This is a genomic window from Clostridioides sp. LIBA-6822, from assembly GCF_056688955.1.
The window spans coordinates 1,997,335-2,013,218 of sequence record NZ_CP196995.1; the positions used below are offsets into that span (position 1 = coordinate 1,997,335).

The 15,884-nt window shown below is 27.3% G+C and carries 18 protein-coding genes; 8 read left to right on the forward strand and 10 right to left on the reverse strand.

Going from position 1 to position 15,884, the window contains the following annotated elements; translation table 11 throughout:
• The first annotated feature begins 40 nt into the window (after window positions 1–40).
• Complete coding sequence (locus tag ACTG48_RS09575) at window positions 41–1,093, forward strand: BtrH N-terminal domain-containing protein (RefSeq protein ID WP_479918686.1); 1,053 nt, start codon at window positions 41–43, stop codon at window positions 1,091–1,093.
• A 108-nt stretch (window positions 1,094–1,201) separates the two neighbouring features.
• Entirely contained in the window at window positions 1,202–2,365 is a 1,164-nt protein-coding gene (locus tag ACTG48_RS09580) for a MerR family transcriptional regulator (RefSeq protein ID WP_479918687.1), read from the forward strand.
• A 125-nt stretch (window positions 2,366–2,490) separates the two neighbouring features.
• On the opposite strand, the gene ACTG48_RS09585 is transcribed toward ACTG48_RS09580, so the two are convergent.
• The 5 genes from ACTG48_RS09585 to ACTG48_RS09605 all read right to left on the reverse strand — a co-directional run bounded on the left by ACTG48_RS09585 (window position 2,491) and on the right by ACTG48_RS09605 (window position 6,199).
• Window positions 2,491–2,871, reverse strand: a complete 381-nt coding sequence (locus ACTG48_RS09585) for a DUF4363 family protein (protein WP_021384574.1) — start codon at window positions 2,869–2,871, stop codon at window positions 2,491–2,493.
• Window positions 2,872–2,873: 2 nt separating this feature from the next.
• Window positions 2,874–3,533 (reverse strand): DUF421 domain-containing protein, encoded by a 660-nt coding sequence (locus tag ACTG48_RS09590; protein ID WP_021384595.1) that lies wholly within the window; start codon window positions 3,531–3,533, stop codon window positions 2,874–2,876.
• A 105-nt stretch (window positions 3,534–3,638) separates the two neighbouring features.
• Window positions 3,639–4,610 (reverse strand): 3'-5' exonuclease, encoded by a 972-nt coding sequence (locus tag ACTG48_RS09595; RefSeq protein ID WP_479918688.1) that lies wholly within the window; start codon window positions 4,608–4,610, stop codon window positions 3,639–3,641.
• Between the two features lie 39 nt (window positions 4,611–4,649).
• A complete protein-coding gene (locus ACTG48_RS09600; protein WP_021384581.1) occupies window positions 4,650–4,997 on the reverse strand; it encodes a hypothetical protein in 348 nt (115 codons plus the stop codon).
• A gap of 242 nt (window positions 4,998–5,239) precedes the next feature.
• Window positions 5,240–6,199 (reverse strand): L-threonine 3-dehydrogenase, encoded by a 960-nt coding sequence (locus tag ACTG48_RS09605; protein WP_021384587.1) that lies wholly within the window; start codon window positions 6,197–6,199, stop codon window positions 5,240–5,242.
• A gap of 433 nt (window positions 6,200–6,632) precedes the next feature.
• On the opposite strand from ACTG48_RS09605, the gene ACTG48_RS09610 reads away from it, so the two are divergent.
• From ACTG48_RS09610 to mrpB, 3 genes are all read left to right on the forward strand, one after another.
• Window positions 6,633–7,001: a C-GCAxxG-C-C family (seleno)protein gene (locus ACTG48_RS09610; protein ID WP_021384579.1), complete on the forward strand. Its 369-nt coding sequence runs from the start codon at window positions 6,633–6,635 to the stop codon at window positions 6,999–7,001.
• 438 nt (window positions 7,002–7,439) lie between these two features.
• Window positions 7,440–7,685 (forward strand): MrpA family protein, encoded by a 246-nt coding sequence (locus ACTG48_RS09615; protein WP_021384604.1) that lies wholly within the window; start codon window positions 7,440–7,442, stop codon window positions 7,683–7,685.
• Window positions 7,686–7,783: 98 nt separating this feature from the next.
• The gene (gene mrpB, locus ACTG48_RS09620) at window positions 7,784–8,047 is read left to right on the forward strand and encodes a DUF1883 domain-containing protein MrpB (RefSeq protein ID WP_021384598.1); all 264 of its coding nucleotides are present in this window, start codon (window positions 7,784–7,786) and stop codon (window positions 8,045–8,047) included.
• Window positions 8,048–8,246: 199 nt separating this feature from the next.
• Here mrpB and ACTG48_RS09625 read toward each other — a convergent pair whose 3' ends face one another.
• Together ACTG48_RS09625 and ACTG48_RS09630 are read right to left on the reverse strand one after the other, a co-directional pair.
• Window positions 8,247–9,194, reverse strand: coding sequence for a 4Fe-4S dicluster domain-containing protein (locus ACTG48_RS09625; protein ID WP_479918689.1), 948 nt, complete (start codon window positions 9,192–9,194; stop codon window positions 8,247–8,249).
• 2 nt (window positions 9,195–9,196) lie between these two features.
• The gene (locus tag ACTG48_RS09630) at window positions 9,197–10,828 is read right to left on the reverse strand and encodes an FAD-dependent oxidoreductase (protein ID WP_479918690.1); all 1,632 of its coding nucleotides are present in this window, start codon (window positions 10,826–10,828) and stop codon (window positions 9,197–9,199) included.
• Window positions 10,829–10,957: 129 nt separating this feature from the next.
• On the opposite strand from ACTG48_RS09630, the gene ACTG48_RS09635 reads away from it, so the two are divergent.
• On the forward strand, window positions 10,958–11,875 hold the full coding sequence (locus ACTG48_RS09635) for a LysR family transcriptional regulator (RefSeq protein ID WP_021384601.1): 918 nt from the start codon (window positions 10,958–10,960) through the stop codon (window positions 11,873–11,875).
• 121 nt (window positions 11,876–11,996) lie between these two features.
• On the opposite strand, the gene ACTG48_RS09640 is transcribed toward ACTG48_RS09635, so the two are convergent.
• Together ACTG48_RS09640 and ACTG48_RS09645 are read right to left on the reverse strand one after the other, a co-directional pair.
• Entirely contained in the window at window positions 11,997–12,578 is a 582-nt protein-coding gene (locus ACTG48_RS09640; RefSeq protein ID WP_021384599.1) for a TerD family protein, read from the reverse strand.
• Between the two features lie 42 nt (window positions 12,579–12,620).
• On the reverse strand, window positions 12,621–13,187 hold the full coding sequence (locus ACTG48_RS09645; RefSeq protein WP_479918691.1) for a TerD family protein: 567 nt from the start codon (window positions 13,185–13,187) through the stop codon (window positions 12,621–12,623).
• Between the two features lie 322 nt (window positions 13,188–13,509).
• Between ACTG48_RS09645 and ACTG48_RS09650 the strand changes: the two genes are divergently transcribed.
• Window positions 13,510–13,860: an SdpI family protein gene (locus ACTG48_RS09650; RefSeq protein ID WP_479918692.1), complete on the forward strand. Its 351-nt coding sequence runs from the start codon at window positions 13,510–13,512 to the stop codon at window positions 13,858–13,860.
• Between the two features lie 54 nt (window positions 13,861–13,914).
• Here ACTG48_RS09650 and ACTG48_RS09655 read toward each other — a convergent pair whose 3' ends face one another.
• Window positions 13,915–14,775, reverse strand: coding sequence for a YitT family protein (locus ACTG48_RS09655; RefSeq protein WP_479918693.1), 861 nt, complete (start codon window positions 14,773–14,775; stop codon window positions 13,915–13,917).
• A gap of 148 nt (window positions 14,776–14,923) precedes the next feature.
• On the opposite strand from ACTG48_RS09655, the gene ACTG48_RS09660 reads away from it, so the two are divergent.
• Window positions 14,924–15,814 carry an MBL fold metallo-hydrolase gene (locus ACTG48_RS09660; protein WP_479918694.1) on the forward strand — a complete coding sequence of 297 codons (891 nt, stop codon included), beginning with the start codon at window positions 14,924–14,926 and terminating at the stop codon, window positions 15,812–15,814.
• Window positions 15,815–15,884 lie beyond the last annotated feature (70 nt).

A 15,884-nucleotide genomic window follows, 5' to 3' on the forward strand; every position in this document is an offset into this window, starting at 1 on the left:
ACTAAATCTAATAAAAATTTATAGTGAGGAGATAGACTATATGAGAAAAATAATTGAAATTAAGCATCATTCACATGATTATGAGTGTATGTGGAATGGTATAGAAGATTTATATATAAATAAAACAGGAGAATACCTTCCAAACGATTTTTTCTTTTTGCTATCAGGTTTTGGTTCCTTTTGTTATATGAAAACAAATAAAGCAGAATTAAAAAGAATGGTAGCTTTGGGAGATGGAAGAACAAAAAAGATGTATGAATTTTTAGCACCAATTGTTGGTTTTGAATACAAACATCATGAGTTTAGAAGATATGAGCAAGCATTAAAAAAAGCGAAGTCTGAAATTGATGATGGGTATCCAGTCGTTTTAGGAGCTTTAGATATGTATTATTTACCATATTATCAGAAGTTATATCATAAAGAGCATATTCCTTTTCATTACATATTAATGGTAGGGTATGACGATAAGGAAGGAAGAATATACTTGTATGATTGTGGAAGAACTGAGTTATTATATCTTTCTTATGACGAATTACGTCAAAGTATGAATTGTAGTTATTTAGGGTTGAGTAAGGCAAATACTATTTGTACAGTTAGAATGAATGGTTCAAAGAATAAATATGAGATTGCAAGAGAAGCACTTGCTATAAAGAGCAATATGTTTTTAAATCCACCTAAAGGATTTTTGGGATACAAAGGTTTTGAAAAATTTATCAAGGAATTACCACAATGGAAAAATGAACTAGAAAAAGATGATTATGATAAGATATTATCTAATATGGTTATGTTTTTTGGGACAGTGCCAACCATTCCAAATGCAATTAGAGGAATTGAAGAACAAGATAGTGTCAAATTTAAAGGTGGTTTTGATAAAATGAGTAGAATGCTTAATCAGCTTGGAGCTGAATATAAAAATGACTCTTTCATACAAGGAGCTGAGATTTTTGATAAGTGTGCTACTATAATTGAGATAATATCTAATATTATAATAGATTATTTAACTCAAAAGGATGATGATATAGAACAACTTCCTTTACTGTTTTCTGAAATTTTGAAGAATATGAAAACAGTATATTCAATTCTGGACGTATAAAAGATATTTTTATTGACCCTAACATAACGTAATAGTGTAATATGAAAATATAGCTTGAATGTATTAGTAAATATTGATAGCTATAAAATCAAGTTTTGAGGTGTTGATATGAGAACAGTAAAGCAGGTTTCAGATTTGACAGGAATAAGCATCAGAGCATTACACTACTATGATGAAATAGGTCTTTTAAAACCAAATAAAATTACAGATGCAGGATATAGGCTTTATGATGATGAAGCTATTAAGACTCTCCAACAAATTTTATTTTTTAAAGAGATTGACATACCTTTGAGGGAAGTTAAAGAGATAATGTCAAGCCAATACTTTGATAAAGTAGAAGCTTTAAAAAATCAAAAGAAGTTACTCATCTTAAAACGAAAAAGATTGGATGAATTAATAGAACTTATAAATAAAACTATAAAAGGAGAGGGTACTATTAATTTTAAAGAATTTGATATGAGTGAGTATTTTAGTGTGCTAGAGGAGTTTAAAAGAGAGCATAAAAATAAGATAATTAAAATTTATGGTAATGTAGAAAGATATGATGAATTTATTGAAAAAGTTAAATCTAGTGAAGAAAAAATTGCTAAAATGGCTATAAAGCAATATGGAACTATTGAGAAGTTTGCCAAGGCTATAAAAACAAACTTTAGCAGTGATATATTGAATTTAGGAGAAAAATTTGATATATATAAAAATGATTGTTTAAAAGAAAAACATCCTAAATTAAAAGAATTATATAGAAAACTTGTAGAAGACTTAAATAAGAATCCTTCTTCAAAAGAACTTCAAGAGATAGCTAAAGAAATAACCGATATATCTAAGAAAGATTACGAAATTTTTTATATGGATACTGGAGATGATAATTGGTACTACATGGTACAAAATTATTTAATAAATCCTATGTGGATAAAGGATGTAGATGAAAAATATGGAAGTGGAGCAGGAAAGTTTATTGGACAAACCCTAGAGATTTATTTAGGAGATAAAAAGCCTAAAATAAATCTATTGTATGAAAAGCTTGTATCAGATTTAAGTAGAGATTGTTCATCAAAAGAGGTTCAGAGTATTGTTAAAGAAATAGACAATGAAATGAAAAAGAGTAATGATTTTTATGAAATAGATAATGGAGAAAGATATTTTGATTACATGGCAGAACTTTATTTATCAAATTCTACATTTATAAAAGTAAATGATAAGAAATATGGTGATGGTGCATCTAAGTTTATTGGAGAAGCTTTTAAAATTTATTTTGATAGTAATAACTTATAAGTAAAAGCAATAACTATTGCAAATTTTAGAGTAAAAAATCTGTATATGCTATTAATATGCTTCATAAAAGCAGAAAACAAGGATATAGATTATATTACTTTTATCAATATCCTTGTTTTAAGTTATTAAAATATATAATTGATATCAAATTTGACACTTTCAACAATATTTCCTAAATATGTCTTTATACCTTCAACCTCTTCTAAAGATTTTAATTTATTTTCAGTATAAATTGCCTTATCAAGAATATTAAATCTTAGACCTATTTCATCAAAGTACTCATGGTTTAAAACTTTATACCAATGATTTCTTTCTTTGTCCCATCTTGTAGATATGGAATCAGCTTCTTTTTGAGCTTTTTCCCAATCTTCATTTTCTATAGATTTTTCCAAAATAGACATATTATCTTTGTAGCCCTCTGTAAAATCATATAGTTTATTATTAATGTAAAATCCAAATAATAAGAATAAAATAGCCCATATTATAACAAATGTTGTAGATTTCAATATTAATCACCCTTTTTATTTTGAATAAATATTTTGTCGTTTTCGTCTAAAACACAAATAAGAACATCCTTAAAAGTTTCTATGTGGTTAGATTTTAAGATACCCATTAACCAATTAGTGTCTTTTTCAGCTATATCTAAATTTTTATTTATTATCCTACCATCCAATATAAGTGGAATTGGTAAATGATTAAATGCTCTTGGAGGAGTACTATTATAACTCGATGCTGGTACAACACTTAAATTACCATCAGTCTCCAAAATGGCATACTGGACATCTCTTAGATTGAAGTATCCTTGAATTCTCAGTTGTTCTAACAATTCATCTATACTAACTCTTTCTTTTTTAAGTTCTTTATATACAATTTTTCCCTTATCTATTAGTATAGAAGGTTTACCTGATAAAAATGAACTTAATTTTCTACTTTTTAATGATAGGAATGAAATTAGAGTCTGCATAATTACAAGTCCAGTTATTGCTGCAACGCCATTTATAATTGGTATATTATTATTTTCCATTGGAACAGATGCAACTTCCGCAATTAAAAGTGTTATAACTAAATCGAAACAGTTCATCTCAGCTATCTCACCTTTTCCCATGACTCTAAGCGCAATTAGCACTGTTATGTATAATATAATACTTCTTACTAATACTACTGTCATATCTATAATTACTCCTTTAAAAAATATTTGCATTTAGTTATTATGTCCCGTATAAAAATTTTAATTCAAGATATAAAAACACCTTAAATAACTGAATTCAATTATTTAAGGTGTTCTTGATAACTTTAATATTAAATTTTTTATAGATTTTCTATTGCTTTTATTTATTTTAACAACAGATTCAACAAAATTTTTTTTATCTCCTAATTTTAAGATAAAATCAGGGTATTCTTCAAATTCATTGAGTTTTGTTAATTTAAAAGAAGAAGATAGATTTTTAAAATTAATAATTTTGGTGTTATTTACTAACACACTTCTTTTTTTAAAATAGATTTCTTTTTTACTTATATTTAGTATATTTAATATTTGTTTAAGATATATTATTATATCTTCTGGAGTCTTATCGAATTTAAGTTCAAAATTTTCATCTTCAAAGTATGGGATATAATATAAAGGAGTTTTGATAGGAGGTAATTTATCATATAATTCTTCAAGAGTATTGATATTTTTAGGGTAGTTAAGGTAAAAGCCTTTACATACATTCATTAAATCCATAGCATCTGAAAGTGAGTTATGTTTAATATCTCCTTCTAAAGAAAAAATCTTTTTCATATTCAGTAAAGATAATTGTTTAGATAAGATTCTATTATTGTATGTAATATGTTGAGAGATAAAAGGTTGAATGTCAATCATCATATTAAATAATTCTAAGCATTTACCAGTATATTTATATACTCTAAATGAATTTAGAAGACCAGCAATGTCAAAATCACCCCAATTATATATTGTAATATCATTAAATTTACAAAACCATTTATAAAAATCATCCATAACATATAAAAGATTAGGAGCATTATCAATATCTAATTGGTTTAATTTAGTGAGTTTTTTACATTTATTTGAAAGTATTTCATTATATTTTGGTTTAACTAAAGAATAATAGTCATCCATTATATTAAATTCATTATCAACTAAAACTCCACCAATTGAAATTAATTCAGCTCCACTATATTCTGATTTGTTTTTATTATCATCCAATATATTAAATTCAAAGTCTATAAATAACTTGTATTTCATAAATATAAAGCACATCCTCATGTATATTATTTAGTAAGATTAAGCATCATAAGAATCAATAGATATAATGATTCTAAACATCAAAGGCTCATTACAACTTTTATTTATTTCGTAATTTAACTCAAATAAATCTTTTAGTATGTAATTTATAAGTATCCTTTCCCAGCCCATTTTTAAATTAACTTTAGAGTCTAGCAATGTACTTTCTATTTTTTTAAATATTTCTATATTTGCTGGTATTATACTAAGTTCAATATTACTTTTAAATGGGTTAGACTGCAAATCAGTTATAAGTATGTTCTTTAATTCTTCTGTAAGCTCAGAAATTAAATTATCACCTATATATTTTTTAATTATTTCTTCTCTAATTTCTCTTAAGTTTAGCAATATTAGTCCCTGCTACTTATAATATATTATATAAAGTGTAGTAAAATTCAAGCAAATTTTTTACTACACTTAAAATAGTAGCTTTTCCTTTCCTTTTAGTTTTTACTACTGATTTAATAATAGAATACATTTTTATGAAAATCAATCAAAAGAAATAACCTATCGGTTAGGCTTATATCCTCTACCTCCTATGGAGAGGAAGAGGAATTTCGCCATTATAGGTTACTTGAAGTAAATTATATTTAGAATTTACCTATTCCTTTTTCTGATAATTTTTCTAACATATCTTTAGTCATCTTATCTAAATCGTAATTAAATTTAAAATTCCATTCTTTTACTGCACTACTGCTGTCTAGAGAATTAGGCCAAGAATCAGCGATACTTTGTCTTACAGAGTCTACATCATATTCTATTACAAAGTCAGGAATATATCTTTTTATAGAAGCGGCTATTTCCTCAGGAGCAAAACTCATAGCAGTAATATTAAAAGCATTTCTATGAATAAGTTTATCAGCTGGAGCTTCTATTAAATCTACTATTGACTGAAGTGCATCAGGCATATACATCATATCCATTTTAGTACCTTTTGCTATATAAGATTTATATTTCTTATTTTTTAATGCTTCATAATATATGTCAACTGCATAATCTGTAGTTCCTCCACCAGGGGGAGTAACATAAGAAATAAGGCCTGGGAATCTAACTCCTCTAGTATCTACTCCAAATTTTGAATGATAATAATCACACAATAACTCACCAGAAACTTTAGTCACACCATACATAGTATTAGGTCTTTGTAATGTATCTTGAGGAGTCATATTTTTTGGAGAATTTTCACCGAATGCAGCAATTGAACTAGGTGTGAAAAATTTACAATCTAATTCTCTAGCTACTTCAAGACCATTTATTAATCCATTCATATTTAAATTCCATGCTTCTAAAGGTTTACTTTCAGCAACAGCAGAAAGTAAAGAGGCTAGATGAATTATAGTGTCTACATCGTATTTTTTTGCAATTTCCAAGAAGTGATTTTTATCTGTAACATCTAATATTTCAAATATACCAGATTCACACACAGGATTCCCTTCTTTTATTCTTCTTGAACTAGCAATTACATTTTTTTCTCCATATTCATTTCTAAGTTTTATTGTTAATTCTGAACCTATTTGTCCTAATGCACCTGTTATAAGTATTTTTTTCAATTTGACAACCTCCTCGGGGTTTGATTTATGTAGTATTGCTTATTTTTATTTTAGCAAATCTTTTGTTTAAATACAAAGAATTAAACTCAATAATATATTGCTTAATTTAATAGAGTTTAGTTACTGTCTGAAACATTATAATTAATACATAAGGGTATATCATATAATACTGGAAAATTAGATTAAATTATTGTAAATAGATATGGATTGTGTGACTAAGTCACAGAAACTAAAATAAATTTAAGATATAATAAAAGCATATCATCTGAAAGATTTAATGAAGGCAATTTCATAAAAAAGTAATTTAAATTTAGAAAACTATAAATTTACCTATCGTAAATATAAGTTAGAGTTTATGGATATAAAAATATTGATATTATTATATTAAGTAATGATAAAATATGTAAAATAAAATCTGAAAGGAAGTATAAAAATGACAAGACCATCAATATATCATAGCCAAGGATACACTTGTGCAGAGGCATTAATAAAATCATATAATGAAGAACATAACACAGATATACCGATTTCTATAGGAAGTGGTATGGGGGTTGGAATTACTGTTGGAAGTGTATGTGGAGCTGTAAACGCAGCTATTGTTATAATAGGCTACTTAAATGGAAGAAATAGTAATTTGGATGAAAATATGGCAAGAAAGTATTCAAGAGAATTAATGAATAGAGTAAGAGGAAAATACAGTACAGAAATATGTGCATCATTGAAAAAAAATAAAGTAAGTTGTGAAGAAATAATAAATTTCACATACGATGCTTTAAATGAAATGCTAGAAAATCAAAAATAATTATAAAGAACAAGTATTTTGCATTTTATAGAATACTTGTTTTTTTATGTTATTTTCAATAGATAATGATTTTATTATAATATTTAAATCAATTTAATTATATTTTAATTAATATAAATTACTTTAAAAAATAATAATTGACAAGAAAAAATACAAATATAGAAATTAAGAAAATGTAAATTGTTTAATATAAAGTGAGTTGCTATATTCGTCTAGATAAAGCTATATAAACTAGTGAGTAAATTTATAAATTATAAAGAAATATATATTAAAATAAAAGAAATAATTAATATAATATAAAGTAAAAAAACGAAAATTTATATAATTTATTTATGAAATAAAGAAAAAATAGAAATTTCCAATAAAATACAAAGATTATAGCATAATATGGTATAATTAGTAAAAATATAGAGATTATAGAGATTGGAGGAATTCGATTTGTTTATAGAGGAAAAATTAGAAGGATATATATTAAAATGTAAAATATCTGAAGACTTTAAAGATAAGCCCGGATATAGTGATGAAGAATTTTACGTTACAGTCTATAAAGATGAAAGTTCTGACTCTGGGTATTATGCTTTATTAGAAAATAAAGAAGAAAAAGTAGTATGGGATGGAGAAATTGTTGCCAATAATATTTTTAATAAACTTTGGGTTGTAGTAGACAAGGTTAAAACTGGATAATAATGCAATTGTATAGTATTTATAATATTTTAAATGGATTTTCATATATATGATATGAGTAAATAACAAAGATTATTCGATACTGGAGGGGTAGTTTAATGGAATATAGTTATAGCAAGATGAATCTAAAAAAAGGGGATATTGTAGAAGTAAATTTAGAAAAACAAGCTAACGTAATATTGCTAGATCATATAAACTATGTAAAATTTAAAAATCAAAAAAATTATGATTACTATGGTGGATTTGCTAAGAAAAATTTATGCAGGATGAGGGTGCCTAATACAGGGACATGGTATCTGGTTGTAAATCAAGATGGAAATAGTGGGATAGTTAACTTTTCAATTAATACAATTCAAAATTAATAATGTCGGATATTATTAATTATTGTGTATTTTATATAATTAGAATAGAATTAATAAATAGTTATTATAAAATAATAATTTGTAAAGATATAAATAAATATATCTTTACAAATTATTTACAATGATTACTTTTTTAATTATTCTTAACTAAATTTTTTTACATATGTCAATGTTATTTATACAATTAAAACCTTTTTTGTTAGCATAGAGCTCCACCTGTAAGGTGTAAAAGAGCATCAAGTATATCTTCTTTTCTTTCCAAAACATCATCTGATAAAAGCATTTCTATAAATTTATCAACACCAATTCTGTCAATTGTTATTCCAAAACGTTCACCTGTCTTACCTTGTTCTCTAAATAAAAGAATTGCCTTTTCAATTAAAGTCATAAGTTCCTGTTTTGAAAATAATCTATCAATCTGTGTTCCAGGACGAACAGATTTGCCCCATTTTCCTCCAATATATACTTTATAACCAGATTCTTTTTCTTCAATACTGTCAAAATTACAACTTTCTATACATTTACCACAGTTATTACATAGATTGCTGTCTATTTCAAGTTTACCTTCATCTGTTAATTTAGCTGCTTTGACAGGACAGACTTCCATAACAGCACATTTTTTACAACCAACACAAAGTTCAGAGTCGTAATCAGGTACACGTTGACCAACAATTCCAAGATCGTTTAAGTCGGGTTTAATACAATTGTTAGGGCACCCTCCAACACCAATTTTAAATTTATGAGGTAGCTTTACATCATACCAATCTTTGTAAAATTCTTGATGTATTTCAGCAGCAAGTTCCTGTGTATCAGTTAATCCATGAACACAAACAGTACCCTTACAAGCTACAACAGGACGAACTCTTGAGCCAGTTCCACCTGTGATTAGATTTTCACTAGCAATAAATTCACTTAAAGCTTCAATATCTTCAAATTTCACACCAGGTAATTCTACTGTTAATCTAGTAGTAAATGCTAATTGACCATTTCCAAATTTTTCAGCAGCTTCTGCAATTTTTTTTGCTTGAGCTGTGTTTATTACACCATTTACAGTTATTATACGTGCTGCAAAATGTTCTCCATCTCTACTTGGTAAAAACCCTCTACCTTTTAATTCTTTTTTTTGTTCTGCTGTAATATTACTCATAATTAATCCTCCATTACCTTAAGATTTGGATAAAATAGTATTCCGCCTTCAAGAACTTTTGTATTTGTATAGCCAAATCGTTTTAAACGATTTTGAGCCATATAGCTATTTTTACCTTTTGCACATATAAGAAGAATTTTTTCATCCTTAGAAAGACCTTCAATTTCTCCATTAATCTCACCAACAGGAAGATAACGTAAACCAGGAATAGAAGGAGCTTTTGAAACATCTAGTTTAGTCCAGCTGTCGAAGTCTTCTATTTCATCAAGTAAAACACTATCGAGTTCTCCATTTAGTTTGTTTTGTAAAACATTTACTGATACGACAAATGGATGAATAGCAGTTGAAAAAGGTGGTGCATATGCAAGGTCCATACTTTCTAGTGAATAAAGGTCAGCTCCTAAAGTTATTGCAGTAGCAGAGATATCTACTATTTTATCGACTGCTCCAGGTCCCATAACTTGAACACCTAATAATTTTCTAGTATCCTTTTCAGCAACCATTCTTATAATAAAATTAGAAGCACCTGGATAATAGTGAGCTTTGTCATCAGTCGCTATAGTTACAGAACAAACATTATAACCTTCTTTTTCAGCAGCTTCTTTACTTAAACCTGTCTTACCTACATTGAGTTCAGGCAATTTTACTACAGTTGTTCCAAGGGCACCCTTATAAGTTTTAGATTTGCCAGATATATTTTGTGCACAAATCCTACCTTCATGATTTGCAGATGAGCCCATAGGTGACCATGTAGGTTTATTTGTTAAAGCATTTTTTACAAAAGCGCAATCCCCAACTGCATAGATGTCTTTATCATTTGTAAGCATATACTCATCTGTAATAAGTGTTTTATTTGGAGCAAATTCTAAATCTGTGTCTTTTAGAAAATCTGTGTTAGGACGAATTCCAACTGACATAACTACCAAATCTGTTTTAATAACTCTATTTTTAGTACGAAGCTTTTCGACCTTATTTTGACCTTCAATACCTACAACTTGGTCACCTGTAAAAATCATTATACCTTTATCAGCCATGTGATTTTCAACATATTCAGCAAAGTCAGTATCAAATCCAGGCATAACATGTTCAGCCATATCAATAACACTTACACGTATACCCATTGCAGAAAGGTTTTCAGCAATTTCAAGACCAATAAAACCTCCTCCAATAACAACAGCTCTTTTAACACCATCTCCAAGAGAATCTCTTAGTGTTATAGCATCATTTGGAGTACGCATAAAGAATACTCCAGATAGGTCAATACCAGGTATTGGCGGTTTTATTGGGTCTGCTCCTGTAGCAATTACAAGTTTGTCATAGCATAAATTTTCTTCTGCTCCTGTTGAAATCGTTTTCACGCTTACTTGTTTTGCCTTTCTATCAATAGATGTAACCTCAACTCCACAATGAACTTCTGCTCCTGTTAGCTTCGAAAAACTTTCTGGTGTATTTACAATTAAAGATGATTTATCCTCAATTACATTTCCAACATAGTATGGTAGACCACAACCAGCGTAAGAAATATCTTCACCTTTATTTAGAATCGTAACAGAACAGTTATCACCCATTTCACGTTTTATTTTTGCAGCAGTCTTTGTTCCAGCAGCAACTCCACCTATAATTAATACTTTCACAATATATCACACTCCAATCTCTTTTATAACTCTATGCTAAAATTATAGTCCTTGACAATACATTTGTAAAATACTAAAATATTAATAAAATCATAAGTATTTACTAATGTTTGCTAAGGTTGTGATAATATGACTATTCGCAGTCTTGAGATATTTGTTAAGGTTGCCGAGTGTGGTAAAATGAGTGAAGTAGCAAGAAATATGTATATTACACAGTCATCAGTTAGCCAAGTTATTTCAGAAATAGAAAAAGAGTATGGAGTTAAGTTATTTGATAGAATTTCAAAAAAATTATACTTAACAGAAGCAGGGAAAAAACTTCTTGGATATGGAAGGCATCTTTTATCTATAAATGAAGAAATGAATGATTGCATGAAACACTGTGCAAAAAACATTCGTATAAGAGTTGGTGCTACAGTAACTGTTGGAACATGTGTAATAAGTCCAATAATATTAGAATTATACAAGGTAAATCCCTTGCTAGAACCAGAAGTATTTGTAGAGGATACAAGGTTGATTGCAAAGAAACTACTTAATAGTGAATTAGATATTGCAATTGTAGAAGGTAAAATAAAGCATCCAGATATTGTTACAAAAAGCATTATTAATGACCATCTTGTGCTTATATGTTCTAATAAGCATGAATTTTACAAAAGAGATTACATAAACGTTTCAGAACTTTCAAATCAACCATTAATTATGCGTGAGTTGGGAAGTGGCACAAGAGCACAGCTAGAAAGTCAGCTAAAAGAATTGAAAATACCAATGAATATTAAATGGTCGTGTTATAATTCTGAAGCTATATTGAGAGCAGTTGTAGATAACTTTGGTATTGCAGTTATATCTGAATTGCTTGTTGAAGACTATTTAAAAAAGCATCTTTTATGGTCCTGTGATATTGAAGGTATTAATTTACAGAGAACATTCGATATTGCATATCATAAAAATAAGTTTTTTACAGAAAACATTTCATCGTTTTTTGATATTTCAGTAGAATTTGGAAAAAAACAAATGAGAAAAAAGAATAAAAAAATAAATGTTTTATAATATATTAAAAATATAATAACTAATAAAAAGAAGAGTATATTAATATGCTCTTCTTTTTATTAGTTATTATATTTTTAAATAGCTTTAGTCTAAAAAATATCTTTGCTATTTTAAGTTAATATTAGCCTAAATTAACACCAAAATTTCCACATAATCCTGCAAGACCATCTTCAAAACCAGAGCCTAAAGCATTGAATTTCCATTCTTCATTGTGTCTATACAGTTCTGCAACTACTATTGCTGTTTCTATGCTAAAATCTTCACCTAATTCATATTTAATAAGCTCTTCATTAGTTTCTTCATTGTATATTCTTATATATGAATTTTCAACCTGTCCAAAGTTTTGTCTTCTTGTAATAGCTTCATTTATAGTAACAGTGAAAGATATTTTAGCAATATCCTGTGGTATTTTAGATAAGTCCACATTTATTTGTTCATCATCACCTTCACCAACACCTGTTCTATTATCACCCATATATTCAACTGCTCCAGAAGCATGTTTTAAATTATTATAGAATATAAAATCTCCATCATTTGTAACTTTACCATCGGCACCAGTTAAAAATGCAGAAGCGTCTAAATCAAAATCAAATCCACCATCATACTTGTTAGTATCCCATCCTAATCCTACCACTACTTTTTTAAGACCAGGATTAGTTTTTGTTAAACTTACTTTTTGTCCTTTTGCCAAAGTTATACCCATTTAAAACAACTCCTTATTATAAATTTTTTATTGTAATTATTATTAACTATATATATTAGTTAATTCACGAAGTTCTTCATTTTGACCAATACCTAAAGCATTAAATTTCCATTCTCCATTTCTGAGATAAATTTCACCTGCCAAAACTGTGACTTTACCAGAAAAATCTTCTTGAAGGTTATACTTAAATAATTCTTGTTTAGAATTTGCATCAACTAATCTTATAAAAGAATTATTCATTTGACCGAAATCTTGATTTCTTTTGTTAGCTTTGAATATAGAGACTCCAAAAACTATCTTATGTACATATTCTGGAATATCATCTAAATTAACCATTATCTGTTCATCATCACCTTCACCTCTTCCAGTTAAGTTATCTCCAGTGTGTATGATAGCTTTAGAAGGATGCTTAAGATTACCAAAATAAACTAAGTCACTCTTAGAACTCATCTTATCTTGGCTAGTCAATGCTATCGCAAATGCATCTAGGTCGTAATTTTTTCTACCTATTTTGTTCATGTCCCATCCTAATCCTACAATCACATTTTTTACAGGATTATTGTCTTTTACTAAACTTACTCTTTGTCCTTTTTGTAAACTAACACTCATTTTTAGTTCTCCTTCTGTATTTTAATTTTTATTGGTACTTATAAGTGTAAGAATTATATTAGATATATTATATACATATTTAGACCGATTTGGCTATATATATATTATTTATTATATAATTATGTAAGTTTTTTATAATTTAAATAGATTGCTATTATATGATTTAAAATAAACTGTGGTATTATACCGTTGGATTCAAATTTGATTGTTATAAAATAGAGCAGATGATATAATTGAGGATAATAATTATAAAATTTTAGAATGTTATATTTAAGTTCAAGTATAGCTAGAAAAATTCATATAAAGTCTGGGGGTAGTTACGATGGAAATATTTTGGATTATCGATATGATAGTACCAATAATGATTATATTAATAGGAATCTCATATAAATATAGAGCTCCAAAAGATATAAATAAATTTCATGGATATAGAACTAAAGAGTCAATGAAATCTGAAGAGGCTTGGGATTATGCACATAGTTATGGGGCAAATATATGGATTATTACAGGCATTATTTTGGCAATTGTTATTTTTTTTAATAAGATGTTTATAGAAATAAGTCCTGAATATTTAAGTTTGATAAATATTATAATTAGTCTAATTGGGATGGTAATTCCAGTACCAATTATTGATAATAAGATAAAAAAGAAGTTTAAAAGCAGGCATAATTAATATATAAAAAGCTCTGTTTATATATATTAATTATGCCTGCCATTTGTTTTGTACTTATTCTATTTTTTTAAATCCATTACCCAAAGCTTCATGTATATCTGTAATTATAATAAATGCATTGGGGTCGACATTTTTTACTAATTTTTTTAATTCGACAACTTCTTTCTTTTCAACTACCACTAAGAGTACATTCTTATTTTCTCCAGTATAAGCACCTTCGCCTTTTAGAATAGTTGCACCTCTATCTAAATCTTCCATTATTTTTTTACTTATATCTTTTGAAAGGTCAGATATGATAGTGAATGATTTTGAATAATTAAATCCTTCAATAAGTAAGTCACTAACTTTTACTAAAATATATAAAGCTACAGTTGAATAAAGTGCAATTTCAACCTGTCTATTTACTATACCTGATAGAACTACTACGACACAGTCAACAATTCCCATCAAAACAGGTATACTAAATGTAGGAAAATATTTATTTAGTAGGAGTGCCATCAAATCAGTTCCACCTGTAGAGCCATTTATTCTAAAAATAAGACCTTGACCAACTCCCATTAAAATAGAACCAGATATAATTGCAAGATACATATCATTTGTGATATCTAGTGTAGCCATATTTGCAGTAAGTTTAAGTGCTATAGTAAGAAAAATTATTCCTAAAACTGTTTTAAAACAATCTTTTTTTGAAAGTATCTTGTAAGCGAATATGAATAATGGAATATTTAAAATTAAATTGACAATCCAAAGTTCTACACCAAATAATGAGTTAAAAACAACTCCAAGTCCTGTTATACCACCAGCAGCAATTGCATGTGGATTAAAAAACAAGTTAAGAGAAATTGCCATTAATATACAGCCTACAATTAATATTAAAATTTCTGAAAAGGTTATTCTATCTTTTTTCAATAACATCACTCCTTATATATAGATTATAATATATATTATATAGTTTTTCCAATTTTTAATAAAAAAAATAAAAATATATTATAAAAATAATTTGATTGGAATTTTCTGAAAATTAATGATATAATTAAAAATAAATTTAAAGGGAGGTTATAAAATGGCTAAATTAACTCTAGAACATATAAAAGGAAACACATATTATATTCCACTCCCTACAATAGTAGGTGTATATGCAGATGGTAATGATGCGATTTTAATTGATAGTGGAAATAACAAAGATACAGCTAGACAGGTTCTAAGATTATTAGAAGAGCATAATTTAAATCCTAAATTAATAATAAACACTCATTCAAATGCAGACCATATAGGAGGAAATGCATACTTGAAGAATCAGACAAAATGCAAGATTGCTACAACTAAAATGGAAGGATATTTTACAGAAAATCCAATACTAGAATCAGCATTCTTATATGGAGGTTATCCAAGTAAAGCACTTAAAAACAAGTTTCTATTAGCAAAAGAAAGTGAAGTTGATTATATTATACCTTCAAATGGAAAAATTGTAGATACAGAACTTGAAGCAATTTCTCTTCCAGGTCATTATTTTGAAATGATTGGTATTAGAACGCCAGATAATGTTTTGTTTGTTGCAGATAGTCTTACACCAGAAAATATAATTACGAAATATCATTTTTTCTTTCTATTAGACATAGAATCACAATTTAAGACGCTAGATAAAATGAGAACTTTAGAAGCGGATTTTTTTGTTCCAAGTCATTCTGTTAAAATGACAGATATAAAAAATTTAATTGATACTAATAAAAAGAAAATGGAGGAAATAATAGATAATATTAAAAAAGTTTGTTTTGAACCAATTATGATTGATGAAGTTATTGAAAAGATGTGTGATTTATATAATGTCAAACTTGATGCTAATCAATATGTATTAGTTGGAAGTACAATACGTTCTTATATAACATATTTATATGAAAATAATATGGTTGAATATGTATTTGATGGTGGTAAGATGATGATGAAAACTGTATAAGTATTAGTTAGAAAATAAGATAAAAATGAAATTTATTACTAATTAATTGCTAAAAATAGATAACAGTACC

Coding starts and splice junctions, on each gene's coding strand:
- ACTG48_RS09655 (WP_479918693.1), bottom strand. CDS start 14,775: ATGTTATTGAAAAAAGATAGAATAACCTTTTCAGAAATTTTAATATTA.
- ACTG48_RS09650 (WP_479918692.1), top strand. CDS start 13,510: ATGGAAATATTTTGGATTATCGATATGATAGTACCAATAATGATTATA.
- ACTG48_RS09575 (WP_479918686.1), top strand. CDS start 41: ATGAGAAAAATAATTGAAATTAAGCATCATTCACATGATTATGAGTGT.
- mrpB (WP_021384598.1), top strand. CDS start 7,784: ATGGAATATAGTTATAGCAAGATGAATCTAAAAAAAGGGGATATTGTA.
- ACTG48_RS09625 (WP_479918689.1), bottom strand. CDS start 9,194: ATGAGTAATATTACAGCAGAACAAAAAAAAGAATTAAAAGGTAGAGGG.
- ACTG48_RS09640 (WP_021384599.1), bottom strand. CDS start 12,578: ATGGGTATAACTTTGGCAAAAGGACAAAAAGTAAGTTTAACAAAAACT.
- ACTG48_RS09595 (WP_479918688.1), bottom strand. CDS start 4,610: ATGAAATACAAGTTATTTATAGACTTTGAATTTAATATATTGGATGAT.
- ACTG48_RS09580 (WP_479918687.1), top strand. CDS start 1,202: ATGAGAACAGTAAAGCAGGTTTCAGATTTGACAGGAATAAGCATCAGA.
- ACTG48_RS09610 (WP_021384579.1), top strand. CDS start 6,633: ATGACAAGACCATCAATATATCATAGCCAAGGATACACTTGTGCAGAG.
- ACTG48_RS09660 (WP_479918694.1), top strand. CDS start 14,924: ATGGCTAAATTAACTCTAGAACATATAAAAGGAAACACATATTATATT.
- ACTG48_RS09645 (WP_479918691.1), bottom strand. CDS start 13,187: ATGAGTGTTAGTTTACAAAAAGGACAAAGAGTAAGTTTAGTAAAAGAC.
- ACTG48_RS09590 (WP_021384595.1), bottom strand. CDS start 3,533: ATGACAGTAGTATTAGTAAGAAGTATTATATTATACATAACAGTGCTA.
- ACTG48_RS09635 (WP_021384601.1), top strand. CDS start 10,958: ATGACTATTCGCAGTCTTGAGATATTTGTTAAGGTTGCCGAGTGTGGT.